Origin of the sequence: Flavipsychrobacter sp., from assembly GCA_041392855.1 — a bacterium.
GTDB lineage: Bacteria > Bacteroidota > Bacteroidia > Chitinophagales > Chitinophagaceae > UBA5543.
In genome coordinates this window covers 1,834,184-1,851,004 of the sequence record JAWKLD010000001.1, presented here as the reverse complement: position 1 = coordinate 1,851,004, position 16,821 = coordinate 1,834,184, and the positions used below count along the sequence as shown (strand labels likewise).

General features: G+C 42.7%; 18 protein-coding genes. 15 read left to right on the top strand and 3 right to left on the bottom strand.

The window, feature by feature from the left end; all coding sequences use genetic code 11:
* Positions 1–99: 99 nt before the first annotated feature.
* The gene (locus R2800_08625; protein ID MEZ5017106.1) at positions 100–2,160 is read right to left on the bottom strand and encodes an adenylate/guanylate cyclase domain-containing protein; all 2,061 of its coding nucleotides are present in this window, start codon (positions 2,158–2,160) and stop codon (positions 100–102) included.
* Between the two features lie 156 nt (positions 2,161–2,316).
* Between R2800_08625 and R2800_08620 the strand changes: the two genes are divergently transcribed.
* From R2800_08620 to R2800_08610, 3 genes are all read left to right on the top strand, one after another.
* A complete protein-coding gene (locus R2800_08620; GenBank protein MEZ5017105.1) occupies positions 2,317–2,727 on the top strand; it encodes a hypothetical protein in 411 nt (136 codons plus the stop codon).
* A gap of 55 nt (positions 2,728–2,782) precedes the next feature.
* Positions 2,783–3,298 (top strand): hypothetical protein, encoded by a 516-nt coding sequence (locus R2800_08615; GenBank protein ID MEZ5017104.1) that lies wholly within the window; start codon positions 2,783–2,785, stop codon positions 3,296–3,298.
* Between the two features lie 410 nt (positions 3,299–3,708).
* The gene (locus R2800_08610; protein MEZ5017103.1) at positions 3,709–4,128 is read left to right on the top strand and encodes a hypothetical protein; all 420 of its coding nucleotides are present in this window, start codon (positions 3,709–3,711) and stop codon (positions 4,126–4,128) included.
* A 98-nt stretch (positions 4,129–4,226) separates the two neighbouring features.
* Here R2800_08610 and R2800_08605 read toward each other — a convergent pair whose 3' ends face one another.
* Together R2800_08605 and R2800_08600 are read right to left on the bottom strand one after the other, a co-directional pair.
* Positions 4,227–6,242 (bottom strand): adenylate/guanylate cyclase domain-containing protein, encoded by a 2,016-nt coding sequence (locus R2800_08605; protein ID MEZ5017102.1) that lies wholly within the window; start codon positions 6,240–6,242, stop codon positions 4,227–4,229.
* A gap of 111 nt (positions 6,243–6,353) precedes the next feature.
* Entirely contained in the window at positions 6,354–7,679 is a 1,326-nt protein-coding gene (locus R2800_08600) for a DEAD/DEAH box helicase (protein ID MEZ5017101.1), read from the bottom strand.
* A gap of 441 nt (positions 7,680–8,120) precedes the next feature.
* Between R2800_08600 and R2800_08595 the strand changes: the two genes are divergently transcribed.
* The 12 genes from R2800_08595 (at position 8,121) to R2800_08540 (ending at position 16,792) form a co-directional block, all read left to right on the top strand.
* The gene (locus R2800_08595; GenBank protein MEZ5017100.1) at positions 8,121–8,690 is read left to right on the top strand and encodes a tail fiber protein; all 570 of its coding nucleotides are present in this window, start codon (positions 8,121–8,123) and stop codon (positions 8,688–8,690) included.
* Positions 8,691–8,721: 31 nt separating this feature from the next.
* Complete coding sequence (locus tag R2800_08590; GenBank protein MEZ5017099.1) at positions 8,722–9,294, top strand: tail fiber protein; 573 nt, start codon at positions 8,722–8,724, stop codon at positions 9,292–9,294.
* A 35-nt stretch (positions 9,295–9,329) separates the two neighbouring features.
* Positions 9,330–9,899 (top strand): tail fiber protein, encoded by a 570-nt coding sequence (locus tag R2800_08585; GenBank protein ID MEZ5017098.1) that lies wholly within the window; start codon positions 9,330–9,332, stop codon positions 9,897–9,899.
* Positions 9,900–10,106: 207 nt separating this feature from the next.
* Complete coding sequence (locus R2800_08580) at positions 10,107–10,679, top strand: tail fiber protein (GenBank protein ID MEZ5017097.1); 573 nt, start codon at positions 10,107–10,109, stop codon at positions 10,677–10,679.
* 41 nt (positions 10,680–10,720) lie between these two features.
* Complete coding sequence (locus R2800_08575) at positions 10,721–11,296, top strand: tail fiber protein (GenBank protein ID MEZ5017096.1); 576 nt, start codon at positions 10,721–10,723, stop codon at positions 11,294–11,296.
* Positions 11,297–11,310: 14 nt separating this feature from the next.
* Positions 11,311–11,907, top strand: a complete 597-nt coding sequence (locus tag R2800_08570) for a tail fiber protein (GenBank protein MEZ5017095.1) — start codon at positions 11,311–11,313, stop codon at positions 11,905–11,907.
* A 56-nt stretch (positions 11,908–11,963) separates the two neighbouring features.
* The gene (locus R2800_08565; GenBank protein ID MEZ5017094.1) at positions 11,964–12,560 is read left to right on the top strand and encodes a tail fiber protein; all 597 of its coding nucleotides are present in this window, start codon (positions 11,964–11,966) and stop codon (positions 12,558–12,560) included.
* 21 nt (positions 12,561–12,581) lie between these two features.
* Complete coding sequence (locus R2800_08560; protein MEZ5017093.1) at positions 12,582–13,205, top strand: tail fiber protein; 624 nt, start codon at positions 12,582–12,584, stop codon at positions 13,203–13,205.
* Positions 13,206–13,230: 25 nt separating this feature from the next.
* On the top strand, positions 13,231–13,806 hold the full coding sequence (locus R2800_08555; GenBank protein MEZ5017092.1) for a tail fiber protein: 576 nt from the start codon (positions 13,231–13,233) through the stop codon (positions 13,804–13,806).
* Between the two features lie 378 nt (positions 13,807–14,184).
* Positions 14,185–15,321, top strand: a complete 1,137-nt coding sequence (locus R2800_08550) for an ABC transporter substrate-binding protein (protein MEZ5017091.1) — start codon at positions 14,185–14,187, stop codon at positions 15,319–15,321.
* Positions 15,269–16,261 carry a formyltransferase family protein gene (locus R2800_08545; protein ID MEZ5017090.1) on the top strand — a complete coding sequence of 331 codons (993 nt, stop codon included), beginning with the start codon at positions 15,269–15,271 and terminating at the stop codon, positions 16,259–16,261. Before R2800_08550 ends, R2800_08545 begins: the two co-directional genes overlap by 53 nt.
* 45 nt (positions 16,262–16,306) lie before the next feature.
* Positions 16,307–16,792 carry a hypothetical protein gene (locus R2800_08540; protein ID MEZ5017089.1) on the top strand — a complete coding sequence of 162 codons (486 nt, stop codon included), beginning with the start codon at positions 16,307–16,309 and terminating at the stop codon, positions 16,790–16,792.
* Positions 16,793–16,821 lie beyond the last annotated feature (29 nt).

Sequence of the window (16,821 nt, the reverse complement as noted above, 5' to 3'; positions counted from 1 at the left end):
TAATACACATAAAAGTGCAAACCAACCATTTAATAACTTTTGGTTAAAAAGTAGAGGAAGTTTTTTTAATTATTTTTAATGTTTGGGTGTTGTGGCAGTCTATGATTTCTGCTCTTTTACAAAATACATGGCTATGGCGCCCTTACCTTTTACCTCAATATTGCCACGAGAGGTACAGTTGAATTGGTCTTTTACCAGCTCGTAGGTGTGTTCAGAAATATTGATCTGGTCGGGCTCACTATAGCTCTCCATACGTGCGGCGGTGTTTACCGTATCGCCCCATATGTCGTAAGCAAACTTTTTGATGCCTACAATGCCCGCTACCACATCGCCGCTGTGTATGCCTATACGTATACGGAAGGAAGTGTCGGGGCTATGCTTGCGTCTATCGGCTATAAAGGCTTTTATTTCCAGTGCTGCCTGTACGGTATTGATAGCATGGTCTGCTACGGCGGTAGGTAGTCCGCAAACCGCCATATAGGCATCGCCTATTGTTTTTATTTTTTCGATATGGTACTTAGCACATATCTCGTCAAAGGCTTTGAAGCAAGTATCCAGTTCGTTGACCAGCTCCTCGGGGCTAAGGCGAGATCCTGTTTTAGTGAAGTCTACAAAGTCGGTAAAAATAACCGTGACATGGTCGAAGTGTTTGGCTTTGGTTGTGCCGTTCTCTTTTAGCTCGTCGGCCACCTCCGATGGTAGAATGTTCAGTAGGAGGTCGTCCGATTTTTTCTTTTCTTCTACTATCTCTTTGGTTCGTTCAGCTACTTCTATTTCTAGTTGTTGTTTTTGGTTCTCTAAGATGCGTTTTTTCTCTTGCTCCTGTGCTAGTGTTTTTTCAGACAAGGCTTGCACTTCTATCAGCTTGTCGCTAAGCTCGTTGCTCACATTGGCAAAGCGCTTGGCTAGGAAGGTAGTAATGGATATAGGAATACTAAGCACCGATATAGTGCCTATGAAGATGACAGCTATTACCAAGAACATAACGACAAGTTGTATTGCAGAAAGACCTGCCGTTGTGTCAAGTATCGTATTGGTCCTTTCTACAATTTGGAAGCCAATATAGCCTACGGCTATAGTAATGGCAAGGAAGATGATAGGGATACCCAATACTCTGGAGCTTTTCTGTTTTTCTTTTATGGCCTTTCTCATCAAGAAGGCAGAGTAGATAAGCAGATAAGCTATCAATATCAGCATAAGGCTATTGATATAAGGCACACGGAAAAGTGTGAGCAGGACACCCAAGCCAACAATGCTCATGGTAATATAATAGCGCTTGTTGAGCTGGCCGAAGATGACCTGTAGAAAACTATGTAGCCCCGCAAAGGCAATAACCGTAAGTATGAGTATATAACATTCCGATCTCTCGTAGTTGGGTATAGAGGCTGAGGTTAAGTTTTTGACAACATTGATAATAAGGCTAACGGCAATGAATAGTATGGCCGCAAATAAGTTTGACCAGTCTCTACGGCGGTAGAGCCAAAACAGCAAGTGCATACCTGCCAGCATACCAAATATGCCTGCAAAAAGTGATAGGAACACATCGCGCAGATTTTTCAGGGCACTTCTGTTGGTGATATTAAAGTTGGCCTCTCCTACAAAAAGCTCAAAGGCGTGGATGTCATCGTCTTTATATTCGGTGATGATGTCGTTCTTATAGTCGGCATAGCGAATGGCAATGGTGTTGCGCCCCACACTATCGAAGTTGAAGATGTGGGTGTTGTGGTCGCCCTCGTAGTAGATGGTTCGTTCTTTAGTATCTACACGGCCTAACTTTTTAGCCAGCCTACCATTGATGTATATTTCGGCAGCCCCCTTAGGCTCTATCCTTAATGTGAGCGGCAGGTGTTGCAAAGAGCTATCGGCATAGAGGTGTAGCCTGAACCAGTGGATGCCCTTGTATTGTTTTATCTCTTCGGAGAAATCGTCCTTATAGCTTTCGGCATATTTACCAATGCGCACGCGCTCCCACTGGCTATCGTCGTAGTTGGGCAGCGCCATGGTAGAGTCGTCTCCCTTATGGTGCAGCCAATTGGTTCTTAGTGCGGTCTCTTTCTTTAAAACTTTTTCTGCAGATAGGTGCATGGCACTATCCGGCTGCTGTGCAAAAGCCAGCATGGGTAAGATGTATAGACCTATAAACAGCAGCCATCGTTTCATAAGACAACTAATATACGATAAAACAGGTCTGTATGAAATATTGCCTATGTAGTATTAACTCTTACTTAATGAGGTGAGCATCGCAGGTAACAACTCAGTTACTCATCCACCTACACATTAATACAAAACAGAGAAATATGTTTTATCTTTAATGATATGCAACGGCTTGTTGTTATCATATTGATCTTGTTTTGCGGACTGGGGACTATATGCTCACCCACAGGCAACTTTTCATGTGCCAATTATGTGCCGGAAATGTATGCCCGATGCTTAGCCGAAGATGATGAGATAACCGCTGCAGATTTCTTTTTTGAGCATCTCCTTAGCCTAGAAACAATAATAGAGTTCATAGAAAACGATGTGGATGATAAGGATGATGAACTACCCAATTACCCGTATCACTTACCGCAGCCTCCTGCGCAAACTGTGGTAACCGTACACCATCCACTGCAACTAACACTAGGTGTGTACTACGATGTGGCGGAAGAAAATATTTACGATCTGTATCGCAACCCAATGAAGTTGGGGTCTTTTAGTAATGATGTGTTTCGCCCGCCGGCAGTATAGCTGATACATATTAGCTATAATTTATTAATAACAAAATAACATAATTTATATAAAAATGAGATCAATAATAATATTGGCTTTAGCCACAGTTATGTTCAGCTGTAACAGCGAAACTGCAGCAGAAGATAATACCGAACAAATGACCACCGAAACCGCAGAAGTTGTATCTGTGCCTGAGGTGGTAAAACTTGCCTTTGCCAAAGCACAGCCCAATGCTACCGACGTAGAGTGGGAAATAGAAGGCGATAAATATGAGGTGGAATTTGAGCTGGGTGAAATGGATATGGTTATCATCTACAATGCTGATGGTACGCAATATGCTACCGAAGAAGAGATGGCAGTAAGCGCACTACCCGAAGCTGTAGCCAATGCAGCAGGCACTAATGGTGAGGCTAAGGAGGCTAGCAAGATAACGCTAACCGATGGTACCATACAGTATGAGGTAGGTATAGGTGATAAAGACTATACTTATAATGCAGATGGTACGCTAATAGGTGAAGAGGTAGATGCTGATAGTAATGATGACGATGACGACGACGATGATGAGCATGAAGGTCATGACCATGACTAATTGATCATCTGAGGTAGGTTATAAACGGGGGGAGGTATAGCTGCCCCCGTTTTTTTTTAAGTAAGGATATATTGTCTTGGTTATGCCATAAAAATTGTTTTAGTAGAATGCTATATTAAGTAGCATGTCGTTCTACGTTTTGAGTCTTGTTATTAATTATCAGTTATAATCGCCTTGTTTTTTAAGTTTTTTTAAGAATTGATGGGTTAAAATACCCTGAAAATGATGCAAACAAAGTGTGACCAACGTCCGTCTATTATAACATAGAAATGTACTATCACCATCAATGCTATATCTCTATTACTATCCTGATATAGTTGTGCATTCTCGATCAAGTAGCAAAATATTCATGAATATATATTGCTATAAACACTGTCGTTTATTTTATCACATTTAAAAAACTCTGAAACATGAAACAGATCATTTTGTCGATTCTTGCTGTAGTAGCGATGAGCTTTGCAACAAAAGCTCAAGTACAAAACCTAACCATTCAAAACAATACAGGCTGTACTGTAGCGTATTTACTCACATCAATGTCCAATCCCAACTGTACTGGTTCGGTTAGTAATAGCTCTATACTAACGGTAGCACCCGGAGGTACAGTGAACCATACTAGCGGCAACTACTACATCATTGTAGATATATACAATATACCTCCTTGTAGTGGCAGCACTTATAGTAGGGTAGGCGAAGTGTATGAGTGTGGTGGCACTACACAGTATAATAGCTCTGGTGCATTACTAGACGCAGTAAACTGTAATGCCTGCGGTACAGTAAATATCAACTGGACCTCTACAGGACCAAATAGTGCCATCGTGTCTATAAACTAATGGTACGGTATAACAGAATAACTACTTAAGTAATTAGTAGCACTCTTTTTTAAGGGTGCTATTTTGTTTGATATAAGTTTACCAATTTATCATCACTATTATACCTTCCCTTCTACAAAATACATGCGTAGCTCACCTTTATTCTTAGCGGTTATCTCACCGCGGTAGGTGCAGTCATACTGTTGTTGCACTTGCTCGTAGGTGTTGTGAGAAATATTGATCTTATCTGCCTCACTACTGCTCTCCATACGTGCGGCAGTGTTTACGGTGTCGCCCCAAATATCGTAGGCAAATTTCTTTACCCCCACGATACCTGCCACTACAGGGCCACTATGTATACCTATACGTATGTCAAAGGTCTTGTCGGGAAACTGCTTTTTACGCTCGCGCATAAAGTCTCTTATCTCCAAAGCTGCCTGCACCGTTTTGGTAGCGTGTTGTGCATCGGCCTTAGGTAGCCCGCATACAGCAAGGTAGGCATCGCCAATGGTCTTTATTTTTTCAATACCGTATTTAGATATGATGTTGTCAAAAGCTTTGAAGCAGGCATGCAGCTCGTCTACCAGCTCTTGTGGGCTAAACCGCTCGCCCGCTTGGGTGAAGTTTACAAAGTCGGTAAAGAGTACCGATACATGGTCGTAGTATTTAGCTTCTGTTGCGCCTTTTTCTTTCAGCTCCTCTGCTACTTCCTGCGGTAGTATGTTGCGTAGTAGGTCGTCCGACTTTTGTTTTTCTTCCACTATCTCTTTAGTACGCTCTGCTACTTCTATTTCCAGTTGTTGTTTTTGGTTTTCCAACAGGTGTTTTTTCTCTTGCTCTTGTGCCAGTGTTTTTTCAGACAGGGCTTGCACCTGTGCCAGTTGCTTGTTGAGGTTGCGGGTGGTTTTAGCAAACTTCCAAGCCAAGAATACCGACATGGATACGGGAATACTCAAGATGGCAACAATAGCCATGGTAAGCAATAATGTGCCTAGCCCAGGGTAGTTGGTATCGTTAATAACCAGCCCACCTTTAAAGCCTGCCACTACAGTAATGGTAAGTACCGACCCTAAAAAAAATAGTGTGAATAATAAAATACCTATCCCAATGATGCGTGCACCTTCCTTTTTTCGGATGATGGCCCTGATAGTAAGTATAAAGGCCTCTAGCATGACTAGCAACATCAAAAAAGGTATGGCTATCCAAGCACCAAGATTGCTACTGATGCCAATAATAGGCGGTACGATACAAAGAGCGGATAATATGTAAAAGCGTATTTTACTCTCGCTAAAAAGATCGTTGGTCAGTGCGGTAAGTGAAAAGGCCAGCACAGACATCGCTACAAGAAAACCATTGTTGAGCGCAATGGATACTGATGGGAAGGTTGCAAAGCTGGAAATATGAGGCAAGGCAAAACTAAAAGCTAGTGCCAAGCAGAAAATACTAAAATAGAGATTCGACTTTTCTTCACGATAATATAGGAATAAGAAGAGGTGTAGAAGGCACAAGGCAAAAGACAAGCCTACCACAAACACAATGATAAAGCCCTCTAAAAAGTATTCTGATATTTGTTGTATTATAGTATTGTTGGCACGCACCATCCTAATAGAAAAGCCCGCTGTGGTGCTGGCACGTTTTAGTATGCTTTCTTTACTGGCGTAGTTGGCATAGCGTACAGCAAGTACGTGTTTGCCCACCGTATCAAAAGAAAAGGTAAGTGGCATGGAGTGGGGGTTGTAATAGATACTACTGTCCTTACCATTGATCACCCCATATTTAAACAAGAGCTTACCGTCAAGGTATATTTCAGATGCTCCTCTTTGGACGATGAGCATGGCTAGCGGTGTTTGCGTCAACGTGCTATCTACCCATAGGTGCAGGCGCAGCCACGTAAAACCTTTAAACCAGTCGGAATGCTCTAGGTCTATACGGCAGTCGGTAGTCGCCCAGTTGCTATCGTTGTAGGTGGGCAGTGCCATGTCTGGGTGGTCTTCTGTAGAGTAGGTCCATAGCAGGTCCTCAAGGTTTATGTTCTTCAGTGTACTATCTGTAGCGCTAAGTTTATATACCTTAGGTTGCGCTGCCAGCATAGCCGGTAGTAATAATAGTACTGCTATAGTTATCCATTTACCCATTGACAGGGGGAAGATACAAAGATGTTTGTATAATTAAGATAAGGTGCAGCGCATCATGCCGAGCTTGAAGCTTCAAAAATAAAGCCCCTCTTTTGGGGAGGGGCTTTGTAATTATCTTCTGTTATTTCTATCTCTACTGTTGCGGTTGCGGCTAGGTCTGTTTCTGTTGCTTCCGCTTTTTTGTTCTTTGGGTAAGAAGCTGTTATCCTCCACACTGGTCGTGTGCTTTTTCTTAGGCGATTTTTTGCGTTGGGGTGGTGGAGGCCCTTTTTTCTTTGGTGGTGGTGTGGTTATCTGTGCGGGGAAGGGATGGTCTTCCACTACAGGTAGTTCTATCTTTATCAGCTTTTGTATGTCTTTGAGGTAGCTACGCTCTTCTATATCACAGAAAGAGAGTGCCACGCCATTCGCGCCAGCGCGTCCCGTACGTCCTATACGGTGTACATAGGTTTCCGGTACTTCGGGTAGCTCATAGTTAATCACGTGTGGTAGCTCATCTATATCTATACCTCTTGCTGCAATGTCTGTGGCTACCAGTACGCGTATCTTATTGTTCTTAAAATCGCGTAGTGCGTTTTGTCTGGCATTTTGAGATTTGTTGCCGTGTATGGCAGCAGCAGGTATGTGGTTTTTAGCCAGCTCACGTACTAGCTTATCAGCACCATGTTTGGTGCGGCTAAATACCAGCGAGCGACTAATGGATCTATCCTTTAGTATATGCACCAGTAGTTTGCGCTTCTCTTTTTTATCTACAAAATATACGCTTTGTTGTATCACCTCTACGGTAGAAGATACAGGTGTCACTTTCACCTCTGCCGCATTGGTGAGTATACTATCGCTTAGGCTTTGTATCTCCTTAGGCATTGTAGCAGAGAAGAAGAGTGTTTGTCGCTTTTGGGGTACTAGTTGTAGTACACGTTTCATATCGTGGATGAAACCCATATCCAGCATACGGTCTGCCTCGTCAAGCACCAATATCTCAATATCCGATAGGTTGATGATGCGTTGCCCGATTAGATCTAGCAATCTGCCCGGTGTGGCAATCAAGATATCTACACCACCTCTTAGGGCGTGTACTTGCTTGCCTTGTGGTACACCGCCAAATATTACAGTATTGCTCAGTCTAAGGTGTCTGCCATATTCCGAAAAGTTCTCACCGATCTGTATAGCCAGTTCACGTGTAGGGGTGAGCACCAAAGTGCGTATAGGTTTGCGGCCACGTGCTTGCGCAGCTGCGGTTTGCTTACTTAGGTTTTGTAATATAGGTATGGCAAATGCTGCCGTTTTGCCCGTGCCTGTTTGTGCACAACCTAGTAGGTCTCTGCCTTCAAGCACATAAGGTATGGCCTGTTGTTGTATAGGTGTGGGGCTAGTGTACCCTTGTGTGGCCAATGCCTCCAATATCGGGGGCATTATGTTTAATTCTTTAAATGTCATTGTTATTATTCGTACAGCTTAGCATACATGGCAATGGTATCGCCCGCATAGTTATGTAGCTGAATTATGATCAAATATGATGTCTTTAGTAAAATAAAAATGGAGGGCTAAACAAGCACTTGAGGAAGACTACGACTTACTTAAGAGGAATGACTATCCATACAGTATTTGGGCAAAGATAAGCTTATTTAATTTGAGGGTGTTTTGTCAGTTTATTTAAGTGTGCAGGTTGCAGGGTTTATTTATATAAGAAAATTAGCAATGAAATAACACGAATAGGGTGAAAACACCCTTTTATACCCATTTTTATCTACTTAGCTTTATAAGTTCAAGAATTAAAAGAGTTCTTCATATATCTATTACCATTGCCATGATAGTGATAACTCTATAACCTCTTGTGTTTTTAAACAAGATTTTTTTACCATTTAAACTATATAAAGTATGGAAGGAACTATTGGAGAAGTTCGTATGGTCGCTTACGATTTTGCTCCCAGAGCATGGGCGTTCTGCAACGGGCAACTGATAGCGATTAGCTCAAATACGGCTTTGTTCTCTATTATCGGAACAATTTATGGCGGAGACGGGCGCACTACATTTGCCCTGCCTGATTTCAGAGGCCGTGTGCCAATTCAACAAGGTCGTGGAGCAGGTTTGCCTGACTATCGTCTTGGCGAAAAAGGCGGTCAGGAACATGTAACGCTAAACATTACCCAGCTGCCATCGCACTCACATGTTATGGACTCATCTACTCTTTCGGGTCATGCCAATTTCAATGCTAACTCTGATGATGGTGGCAACGTAGACGATCCTGCAGGAGCTAATATGTCTCTTTCTGCAAGCCCTATGTATGGCACAACGGCAGATGCTACAGCAGGACATTCTGATGGCGTAATTGGTGGTTCATTAACCATGGGTAATTCTGGTGGTTCTCAATCTCACGAAAACATGCAGCCTTGGATAGCAATGCACTATGTGATATGCGAGTTCGGTATTTTCCCGTCAAGAAACTAATTCAATAAATCATTAAAACTATTATAATATTATGGAAGGATATATAGGTGAAGTTCGCCTTTTTGCCAGCAATTTTGCTCCGCGCAACTGGTCATATTGCGAAGGACAGCTGCTTGCTATTAGCACACACACGGCATTATTTTCTCTAATAGGAACGATATATGGTGGTGACGGTCGTACCACATTTGCACTGCCTGATACACGTAGTAGACTGGTGCTAGGTGCAGGTCAAGGCCCTGGTCTTACAGAAAGACGTATAGGTGCTAAAGGTGGCCAAGAAAGAGTAACGCTTACGCAACTAGAAATGCCAATGCATAATCACTTGCTTACATCGTCTACACTAAAGGCTACAGTAATACCTGGTGCACAAGCTGATACTGGATCTACTGATGACCCTGCAGGTGCAGTATTGGCAATACATGATGGTGGTGCCAGAGTATATGGCTCTACTGCCGATGGCGTAATGGATGTAAGTCCGTTGACCATTACAGGTAATGTTACAGCGCACGATACAGGAGGTTCTCAGTCGCACAATAACATTCAGCCAGTCAATACATTGCACTACATCATTTGTATGCAAGGTATATTTCCGTCAAGGAACTAATTAACAACATTAAATCATTCTAAAATATTTATACTATGCAAGGAACAATGGCAGAAGTAAGATTATTTGCCGGGAACTTCCCCCCACGTACATGGGCTTATTGCGAAGGTCAACTACTTTCTATTGCAGCCAATCAGGCATTATTTTCATTACTAGGAACGATATATGGTGGCGACGGCCGTACCACATTTGGCTTGCCTGACTTGACGGGAAGATCAGCAATAGGCCAGGGTACAGGAACAGGTTTGAGTAGCTACACACTAGGTGAGAAAACAGGTGCAACAGATGTGACACTAACAACAACACAAATACCATCACATACACATGCTGTGGCTCAAAACTTGAGTGGTGCATTCCAACCAAAATGTAGCTCTGATGACGCGACAACTGATGATCCATCAGGAGCATATCCGGCATTGCCACCGGGTGGAGAAACTATTTATAACAGTAATAAAGATGGTGCGATGGCTAATGCTCCATTAGCTATATCTGGTAGCGTTACTTGTTATCAAAACGGAGGTAACTTATCGCATACTAATATGCAGCCTTTTTTGGCAATGAACTACGTCATATGCATGCAAGGTATTTTCCCTTCGAGGAACTAATGCCGCAGTAAGCAATGAGTCTCAAAGTCGGGTACGCAGCGTTCGGTGTGCCCGACTTTTTTTTGTTCTTATGCAGCATTTGTAAAAAAAACTAACACTATCAGTAGGGTAGTAATACCCCTTTTTGCAGAGTGGTAAAACGGTATTTTTATCGCACCATAAAAGGAGCATTTTAAAAGCCCTTTTGCTACACTAAAAAATATCACCATGATAGGAACAATGGGAGAGGTCCGTTTGTTTGCGGGTAACTTTGAACCTAGAAATTGGGCCTTTTGCCAAGGCCAGCTATTAAGTATAAGGCAAAATCAAGCACTTTTTTCGTTAATGGGTACCATGTGGGGAGGCGATGGCAGAACTACATTTGCACTACCTAGAATGCGTGGTCGTGTACCTGTTGGTATGGGGTCAATGCCCGGAGGGAATACCTATAGGTGTGGGCAGGTTGGTGGGACCGAAACAGTATCGTTAAGATCATATAACCTGCCCTCGCACAATCATAGCCCACATGGAGAGGTAGAAAGCGGGCAAGCAACTTTTGTATGTAATTATATGGATGCGACAACCGACGATCCGTCAAATGCACTACCCGCAGAAGTGATCGGTTATGATGTATATAGTACTGAGACTCCAGATACTGCAATGGCTAGTGTAGATGTTCAGGTTGCGGGTTATTATACCGTAGGTAATACCGGAGGTAGTCAGCCTCACTCCAATATGCAGCCGTTTCTTGCAATGAATTACATTATTTGTATGATGGGGAATTTTCCACAAAGAAACTAGTTGGATAGCAGCCATTTTTTAAAACTATAAAACATTGATCGATGGAAGGATTTTATGGAGAGGTTCGTTTGTTTGCCGGTGATTTTGCCCCTCGGGGTTGGGCTTTTTGTGAGGGTCAACTATTGCCTATAAGCAGTAATCAAAAATTATATGACGTGATAGGTGCTACATGGGGCGGTAATGGTACAACTACTTTTGCGCTGCCTGATACAAGAGGTCGTGTAGTAATTGGTGCCGGTGCTGGTGCTACCCTGACCAAATGGCAAGCGGGAGACGTAGGAGGAGAAGAAGCTGTTGCGTTGACTGTTGAGCAAATGTATGCTCATAATCATGTACTAACAGGATCATATAATTGTAAGGTCTCTCCTCCTGCTTATAGCGATGAAGGAGACACGGATGACCCTAGAGGAAATACGGTTTATGCTTTAGAGTCCAATGGAGAAAGCATTTATGCATCAACAAGTGATGCCAGCATGTTGGCCTTGAATGATGTAAGCTTAGATTTATCTGTTGATCTGGCAAACACGGGTTCTGGTCAGCCACACAACAACATGCAGGCATATACAGCGTTGCAATATATTATTTGTATTGATGGAGAAACGCCTTCAAAATCGTAAAAAAACATTTTAATATGGAAGGAGGAACAGTTGGAGAAATTCGTTGGTTTTCAGGATATATTGTGCCCAAATGGTGGGCTTCCTGCGAAGGGCAACAATTAGCTATTGCTAGTTATCCATCGCTTTACTCAGTACTGGGCACTAGGTATGGAGGGGATGGACGCACTACATTTGGCTTGCCCGATATGAGGGGAAGAGTAGCTATAGGTGTTGGGAAAGGTGAAGGTTTGAGCAATTATGTACTTGGTCGGCAAGGGGGAAGTAATAGCGTAGCGCTTACTACTGCAGAATTGCCTGCACATACGCATAGTGTTATATCGCAGGCTCATATTGGTAAGTTCGCGCTAAAATGTAATGCAGATGAAGCTACTACCGATGATCCTACAGGAGCTTATTTGGCCCTGTCAGACATAGGGGATATCTATTCCACTAGCTCAAACAACATTACTATGTCTACCCAAGACATAAATGTAGATACTGTAACAGGAACAATTACCTGTGGAGAAACAGGCAGTACAGGTGGCAGTTTCCTGCCGCATAGCAATATTCAGCCTATGTGTGTGTTGCAATTTATTATATGTACTCAAGGAGCATACCCTGAAAGAAGTTAATAACTGATTGTGCAGGTACAATTGAAATAAGCATTATTAAACAGAAAACTATCAGAATGTCGGAAACAGTAACTAACGTATGTACGCTTGGCGAGATAAGAATGGCCGCATTTGGTATAGCCCCCGCCGGTTGGAGTTTTTGCGAAGGGCAAGTATTGCCTATCAGTGATTACACTGCGCTTTACTCCATAATTGGTCTTACTTACGGTGGCGATGGTCGTGTCACATTTGGTTTGCCTGACCTAAGAGGGCGTGCGCCTATTGGTCCCAATCCTACATCAACTCCACCTTCCAGTGCATATATTTTGGGTCAAAAAGGTGGGTTAGAAAATGTGCCATTAGTTAGTAGCAATTTGCCGAATCATACACATACAGTAAATGCAATAGAGGAACGAGTAAAAACGGCAATGCCTTGTAGCGATGAGCCATTTGGTAATGTTAGCTATGCGAGTGGTGGCTACCCTGGTGTTGCTACCGCAATGTATAGCAGCCAATCAGCAGATACAGGGATGGCTCCCGGTGATGCAACTGTAACAGATGTAACGGTAAATGTGTCTTACTCGGGAAGTGATCAATCGCATACTAACATGCAGCCCTTTTTGGTGCTCAACTTTATTATATGTACGGTAGGGAACTATCCTACCCGTAGTTAACTTAATTAAAAACAAAGAACTATGTCATCAGGAATGCCAACAATAGCAGTAATGCAAGGCTACTTAGGAGAGGTGAGAATGTTTGCAGGGCAAAAAGCACCAGAAAATTGGGCTTTTTGCGAAGGGCAATTGTTGCCTATTGCGGATAACGAAAGTCTTTTTGCATTATTGGGTGCAGCCTTTGGAGGAAATGGCACCTCTACATTTGCTTTGCCAGATACAAGAGGTAAAATAATGATGGGAATGTTTCAAGGTATTGGTTTATCAAATAGGACATTAGGTGAAGTAGGTGGACAGGAAATGGTGAGCTTAACAGAAGCACAAATGCCAAAGCATAAACATGCCGCCTCTGAAGATAGATATATGGCTAGCTCTGCCAGCTATACTCCGCCCGCTTATAATGGTGATGTAGGAGATACGAATAGCCCTGTAGATGCAGTATTTGCCTTGGAGGAGGATGGTAATAGCGTGTATAATACTACGCTAGTAGGGCCTTCTAGTTATATGGCTTCTTGGGATGAGACTATAGATATTAATCCCAAAGTGGCTACTACAGGAAGTAGTCAGGGGCACCCGAATATAATGCCCGTTGTGGCCGTCAATTATATTATATGCACCAGTGGTGATTACCCTCATCAGGCATAATGAAAAACAGTATAAACTTGAAACTATGATAGGATATTTAGGAGAGATACGTTATTACGCTGGCCCGTATGTTCCCCAAGGATGGGCATTTTGCAATGGGCAGCCATTAGTTATAGATGACTATCAGGCATTGTATGCTATATTAAGTGATACCTATACTTCTACTGCTCCGCATGGTAGTTTTAACCTACCCAACCTAAATGGGAAAGCAGCAATAGGTGCAGGGCAGGCAGAAGGGCTATCCAACTATACTTTAGGTAGCCAAACAGGAACAGAAACAGTAACCCTGACACAAGCACAAATGCCTACGCATACTCATGATGCCGAAGCAAAAGTAGAAGTGGAAATAAATTTGGTAGCCTCTGGCATGGCCTATTCCGACGACCCTGAAGTGGCGTATTTAGGAAACATTGCTTTCGGTTCACCCGTTGTCCCTTATGCACCAAGTTCTAACGGGAATATGAAATCTTCAGATTTAGACATTAACGTTAGTCTTGAGTTTGGAGCAGCTGGTAATAGTGAAGCACATGCCAATATGCAGCCCTACATGGGGATAAACTTTATTATATGCATTGAGGGGTATTACCCTCAGGGGGCTTGATAATGGCAAGGTGACATTGAAAAACTGCTTTTCTAGCATAGCTCTTTGTAAATCAACAGGTCAGATAACAATAATATAACCAAAACCACCCAAAAAGAGGGTGATAATACCCTTTTCTGGGGGAGATGCTTTGCTTATTTTTATGCTTTGTCGGTTTTAGCTGCTCAGGGTGTTTTCTAATAGTATGTTTTGTGCTGCGCTATCGGTAAAATTATTTGATATAAAGCTTAGTAGAGGTGTTGGCTGCCAGCTGTAACATAAATACAGTTATCGCAGTTTTTGTAATCAGTTTGAACAATACAACAACTTGTCACCAGTAACACAGGCCTATGGTTTGCGTCTACTGGTTTAATATTATAAAGAACCAGAGTTAAAAAAATGAAGATTGGATTAATAGTACCGACCTCCATGCTGTTCCCTACGGCGGGGCTGCAGTTCTCAGAAGGAATGGCATTGGCTAAAAAATCATTTGGTACTGCTACGGATGAAATTGTATTGGAAGGAGCAGGAACTTGTACCGATGTAGACGAAGTGCAAAAAGCAGCTAATAAATTACTACTGCAAGAAAGGGTGGATGTAATAGTGGCTTATGTAGGTCATAATATGTACAGCACCTTATCAGACATCTGCAACGAATACAAAAAGGTGTTGATACTTGCTGATATGGGAGGTGTGGTAGCATATACTGCCAGTCAGTCGCCATATGTGTTTATGCATAGCTTTAACGAGTGGGCAACTACCTACAATTTGGGCAAAAGAAACGAAGGCAACAGCCATCCAATAGTATCCATGTCGTTGATGGAGGCTGGCTATAGCTTAGGCTATACTTTTGTGAAAGGCTTGGAGGCAAGTGGTGTTGATGTGAAAGCCTTTGTAATGAGTAAGCTAGATATAGATCAGGAGTTTTTTGATAAAGTAACTAGCTTCTTAAAAGAAGATAAGCCTGATCTTTTTTACTGTGGGTTTACAGGAAAAGATGCAGATGTACTCTTAGAAGGGGTGGGTAAAGAACTTGTAGCCAGCGGCACTACCATTGCAGGTAGTGGTTGGCTTACCTTGCCGAGTACACTTAAGAAATATGGCAACAGTATGGTAGGCGCGCAGACGGCGTCGGCATATTATACTACTATCAAGAACGAGGCCAACCAAAAATTCTTAAAAGACTTTGAAGAAGAAACAGAGAATGAAGGCGATAGGTTTGCCTTGCTAGGTTATGAAATAGGCATGATGCTTTTTAGAGCAGCGGTATACAACGACAGTGGTAAGCTGATGAGCAAGAAGACGGCAGAGTCTTTGGAGCAAACTGAAATAGACAGCCCAAGAGGTAAGGTGTCTTACCATCCTACGGAGCACTACACGATAGCAGGCTGTTGGTTTGCAGAGGTGAAAGAAGAAAACGGAAACTACTTTAATGAAATAACAGACCATATAGACAAGGTGGATATGGAAGTGTGGCGAACAGATGAGAACAACTGGCCTAACGGCGGATGGTTTAATCCATACCCTTGTACCTAATATGAACCAACAACCTAAAATAGGAGTGCTCTGCAACAGCACATTAGGCACGCCCTCGCTGCATGCTTTATTAAGCAATAAGCTTGTGGCCGCAGTAGGCATGCCTGATAGGGTGCACGACGCTACCAACGATATAAAAAATATAGCAGCAACTTTTCAACAAGAAGTTGCTGTATTTACAAAGTCAAAGCTGAGCACACAGTTAATAGATTGGGTGAAAAAGAATGGGCTGGATGTGGTTTTGGTGTTTACCTTCCCTTGGAAGATAGCTGCAGATGTGCTTACTATACCACCATTGGGCTTTATTAATTTCCATTTTGGTTTGCTGCCCGAGTATAGAGGAGCCGATGCCATATTCTGGACGATAAAAGACAGAGCGCCCTATGGAGGCATTAGCGTGCACCGGATGGATGCTAACTTTGACACCGGTGGGCTGATACACATAGAGAAAGTGCCGCTGCTACCTACAGATACTTATGGTATGCATAGTGCTAAGCTGGCCAATGCCAATATGCCGGTATTGCAAAAGCTACTACCACTTATTTTTTCGGGACAACTGAAAACCACCGTGCAGGAAGAGCAAAAGGCCAACTACTATAGCAAACCTGGTGTGCAAGAAATAGGCATTAAATGGGATAAGATGACCGCTGCTGAAATAGTAGCATTGGTCAACGCTTGTAACCCTTGGAACAAGGGGGCTTATACGATGTTTAACAACATGCCATTGAGGATAACGGAAGCGGCTACACAAACAGGTGCAGCTGGTGATGCTATATGCGGTACCATTTTAGAGATCAACAATGATGGTCTACTTATTCAATGCAAAGACAAAGAGGCATTGCTAGCCAAAGTGGTGACCATAGAAGAAGGCATATATACTGCTGCAAGCTTTGCACAGTATTGTGGAATAAAAAAGGGCTTGAAATTCAGTAATTTATAAATATAGATTTAATTTTATCCTAGTACACTCAAAAAATACAGTCATATGAAATACAAACTTCTATCTAAATTGAAAATGGCCTTGGCGACAGTCTTTGCCATTGCTGCGATGGCATTTTCATCGCAAGCGCAAACGACACTCTCGGCAGGAGATATTATGTTCGTCGGTGTTAACTCTGATGAAACGGGATCTCCCGCAGCTGATGAATTTGTTGTCTTATTCCTAGAGCCGGTTACCTCAGGTACGGTAATTTATTTTACGGATATGGGCTACACAGGCAACTCAGCACCTTATTTTCAGCAAAACCCTAATAATGGTTGTGCTGCAGGTACAGGAGCAGTAAGTGATGGTATGATAAAATGGACTGCTAGTGGTGCTGTTACAGCAGGTACACAATTGGTTATCCGTGTCAATCCTGCTTCGGGTTCTATTTCTGCAAGTACAGGTTCGCTTTCTATTGAGGTACAAACATCTTCTGTTGGACAGGGTATGAACTTCTCTGCTGCTGGTGAGGCGATACACGCCTTCTAAGGAACATTGAATGGTAGTAGTCAGGTAAC

What these genes read in the sequence shown, in the direction of transcription:
- R2800_08550 (MEZ5017091.1), top strand. Translation starts at nt 14,185, where the DNA reads ATGAAGATTGGATTAATAGTACCGACCTCCATGCTGTTCCCTACGGCG.
- R2800_08595 (MEZ5017100.1), top strand. Translation starts at nt 8,121, where the DNA reads ATGGAAGGAACTATTGGAGAAGTTCGTATGGTCGCTTACGATTTTGCT.
- R2800_08555 (MEZ5017092.1), top strand. Translation starts at nt 13,231, where the DNA reads ATGATAGGATATTTAGGAGAGATACGTTATTACGCTGGCCCGTATGTT.
- R2800_08615 (MEZ5017104.1), top strand. Translation starts at nt 2,783, where the DNA reads ATGAGATCAATAATAATATTGGCTTTAGCCACAGTTATGTTCAGCTGT.
- R2800_08545 (MEZ5017090.1), top strand. Translation starts at nt 15,269, where the DNA reads ATGAGAACAACTGGCCTAACGGCGGATGGTTTAATCCATACCCTTGTA.
- R2800_08590 (MEZ5017099.1), top strand. Translation starts at nt 8,722, where the DNA reads ATGGAAGGATATATAGGTGAAGTTCGCCTTTTTGCCAGCAATTTTGCT.
- R2800_08575 (MEZ5017096.1), top strand. Translation starts at nt 10,721, where the DNA reads ATGGAAGGATTTTATGGAGAGGTTCGTTTGTTTGCCGGTGATTTTGCC.
- R2800_08625 (MEZ5017106.1), bottom strand. Translation starts at nt 2,160, where the DNA reads ATGAAACGATGGCTGCTGTTTATAGGTCTATACATCTTACCCATGCTG.
- R2800_08570 (MEZ5017095.1), top strand. Translation starts at nt 11,311, where the DNA reads ATGGAAGGAGGAACAGTTGGAGAAATTCGTTGGTTTTCAGGATATATT.
- R2800_08560 (MEZ5017093.1), top strand. Translation starts at nt 12,582, where the DNA reads ATGTCATCAGGAATGCCAACAATAGCAGTAATGCAAGGCTACTTAGGA.
- R2800_08580 (MEZ5017097.1), top strand. Translation starts at nt 10,107, where the DNA reads ATGATAGGAACAATGGGAGAGGTCCGTTTGTTTGCGGGTAACTTTGAA.
- R2800_08540 (MEZ5017089.1), top strand. Translation starts at nt 16,307, where the DNA reads ATGAAATACAAACTTCTATCTAAATTGAAAATGGCCTTGGCGACAGTC.
- R2800_08585 (MEZ5017098.1), top strand. Translation starts at nt 9,330, where the DNA reads ATGCAAGGAACAATGGCAGAAGTAAGATTATTTGCCGGGAACTTCCCC.
- R2800_08600 (MEZ5017101.1), bottom strand. Translation starts at nt 7,679, where the DNA reads ATGACATTTAAAGAATTAAACATAATGCCCCCGATATTGGAGGCATTG.
- R2800_08610 (MEZ5017103.1), top strand. Translation starts at nt 3,709, where the DNA reads ATGAAACAGATCATTTTGTCGATTCTTGCTGTAGTAGCGATGAGCTTT.
- R2800_08605 (MEZ5017102.1), bottom strand. Translation starts at nt 6,242, where the DNA reads ATGGGTAAATGGATAACTATAGCAGTACTATTATTACTACCGGCTATG.
- R2800_08620 (MEZ5017105.1), top strand. Translation starts at nt 2,317, where the DNA reads ATGCAACGGCTTGTTGTTATCATATTGATCTTGTTTTGCGGACTGGGG.
- R2800_08565 (MEZ5017094.1), top strand. Translation starts at nt 11,964, where the DNA reads ATGTCGGAAACAGTAACTAACGTATGTACGCTTGGCGAGATAAGAATG.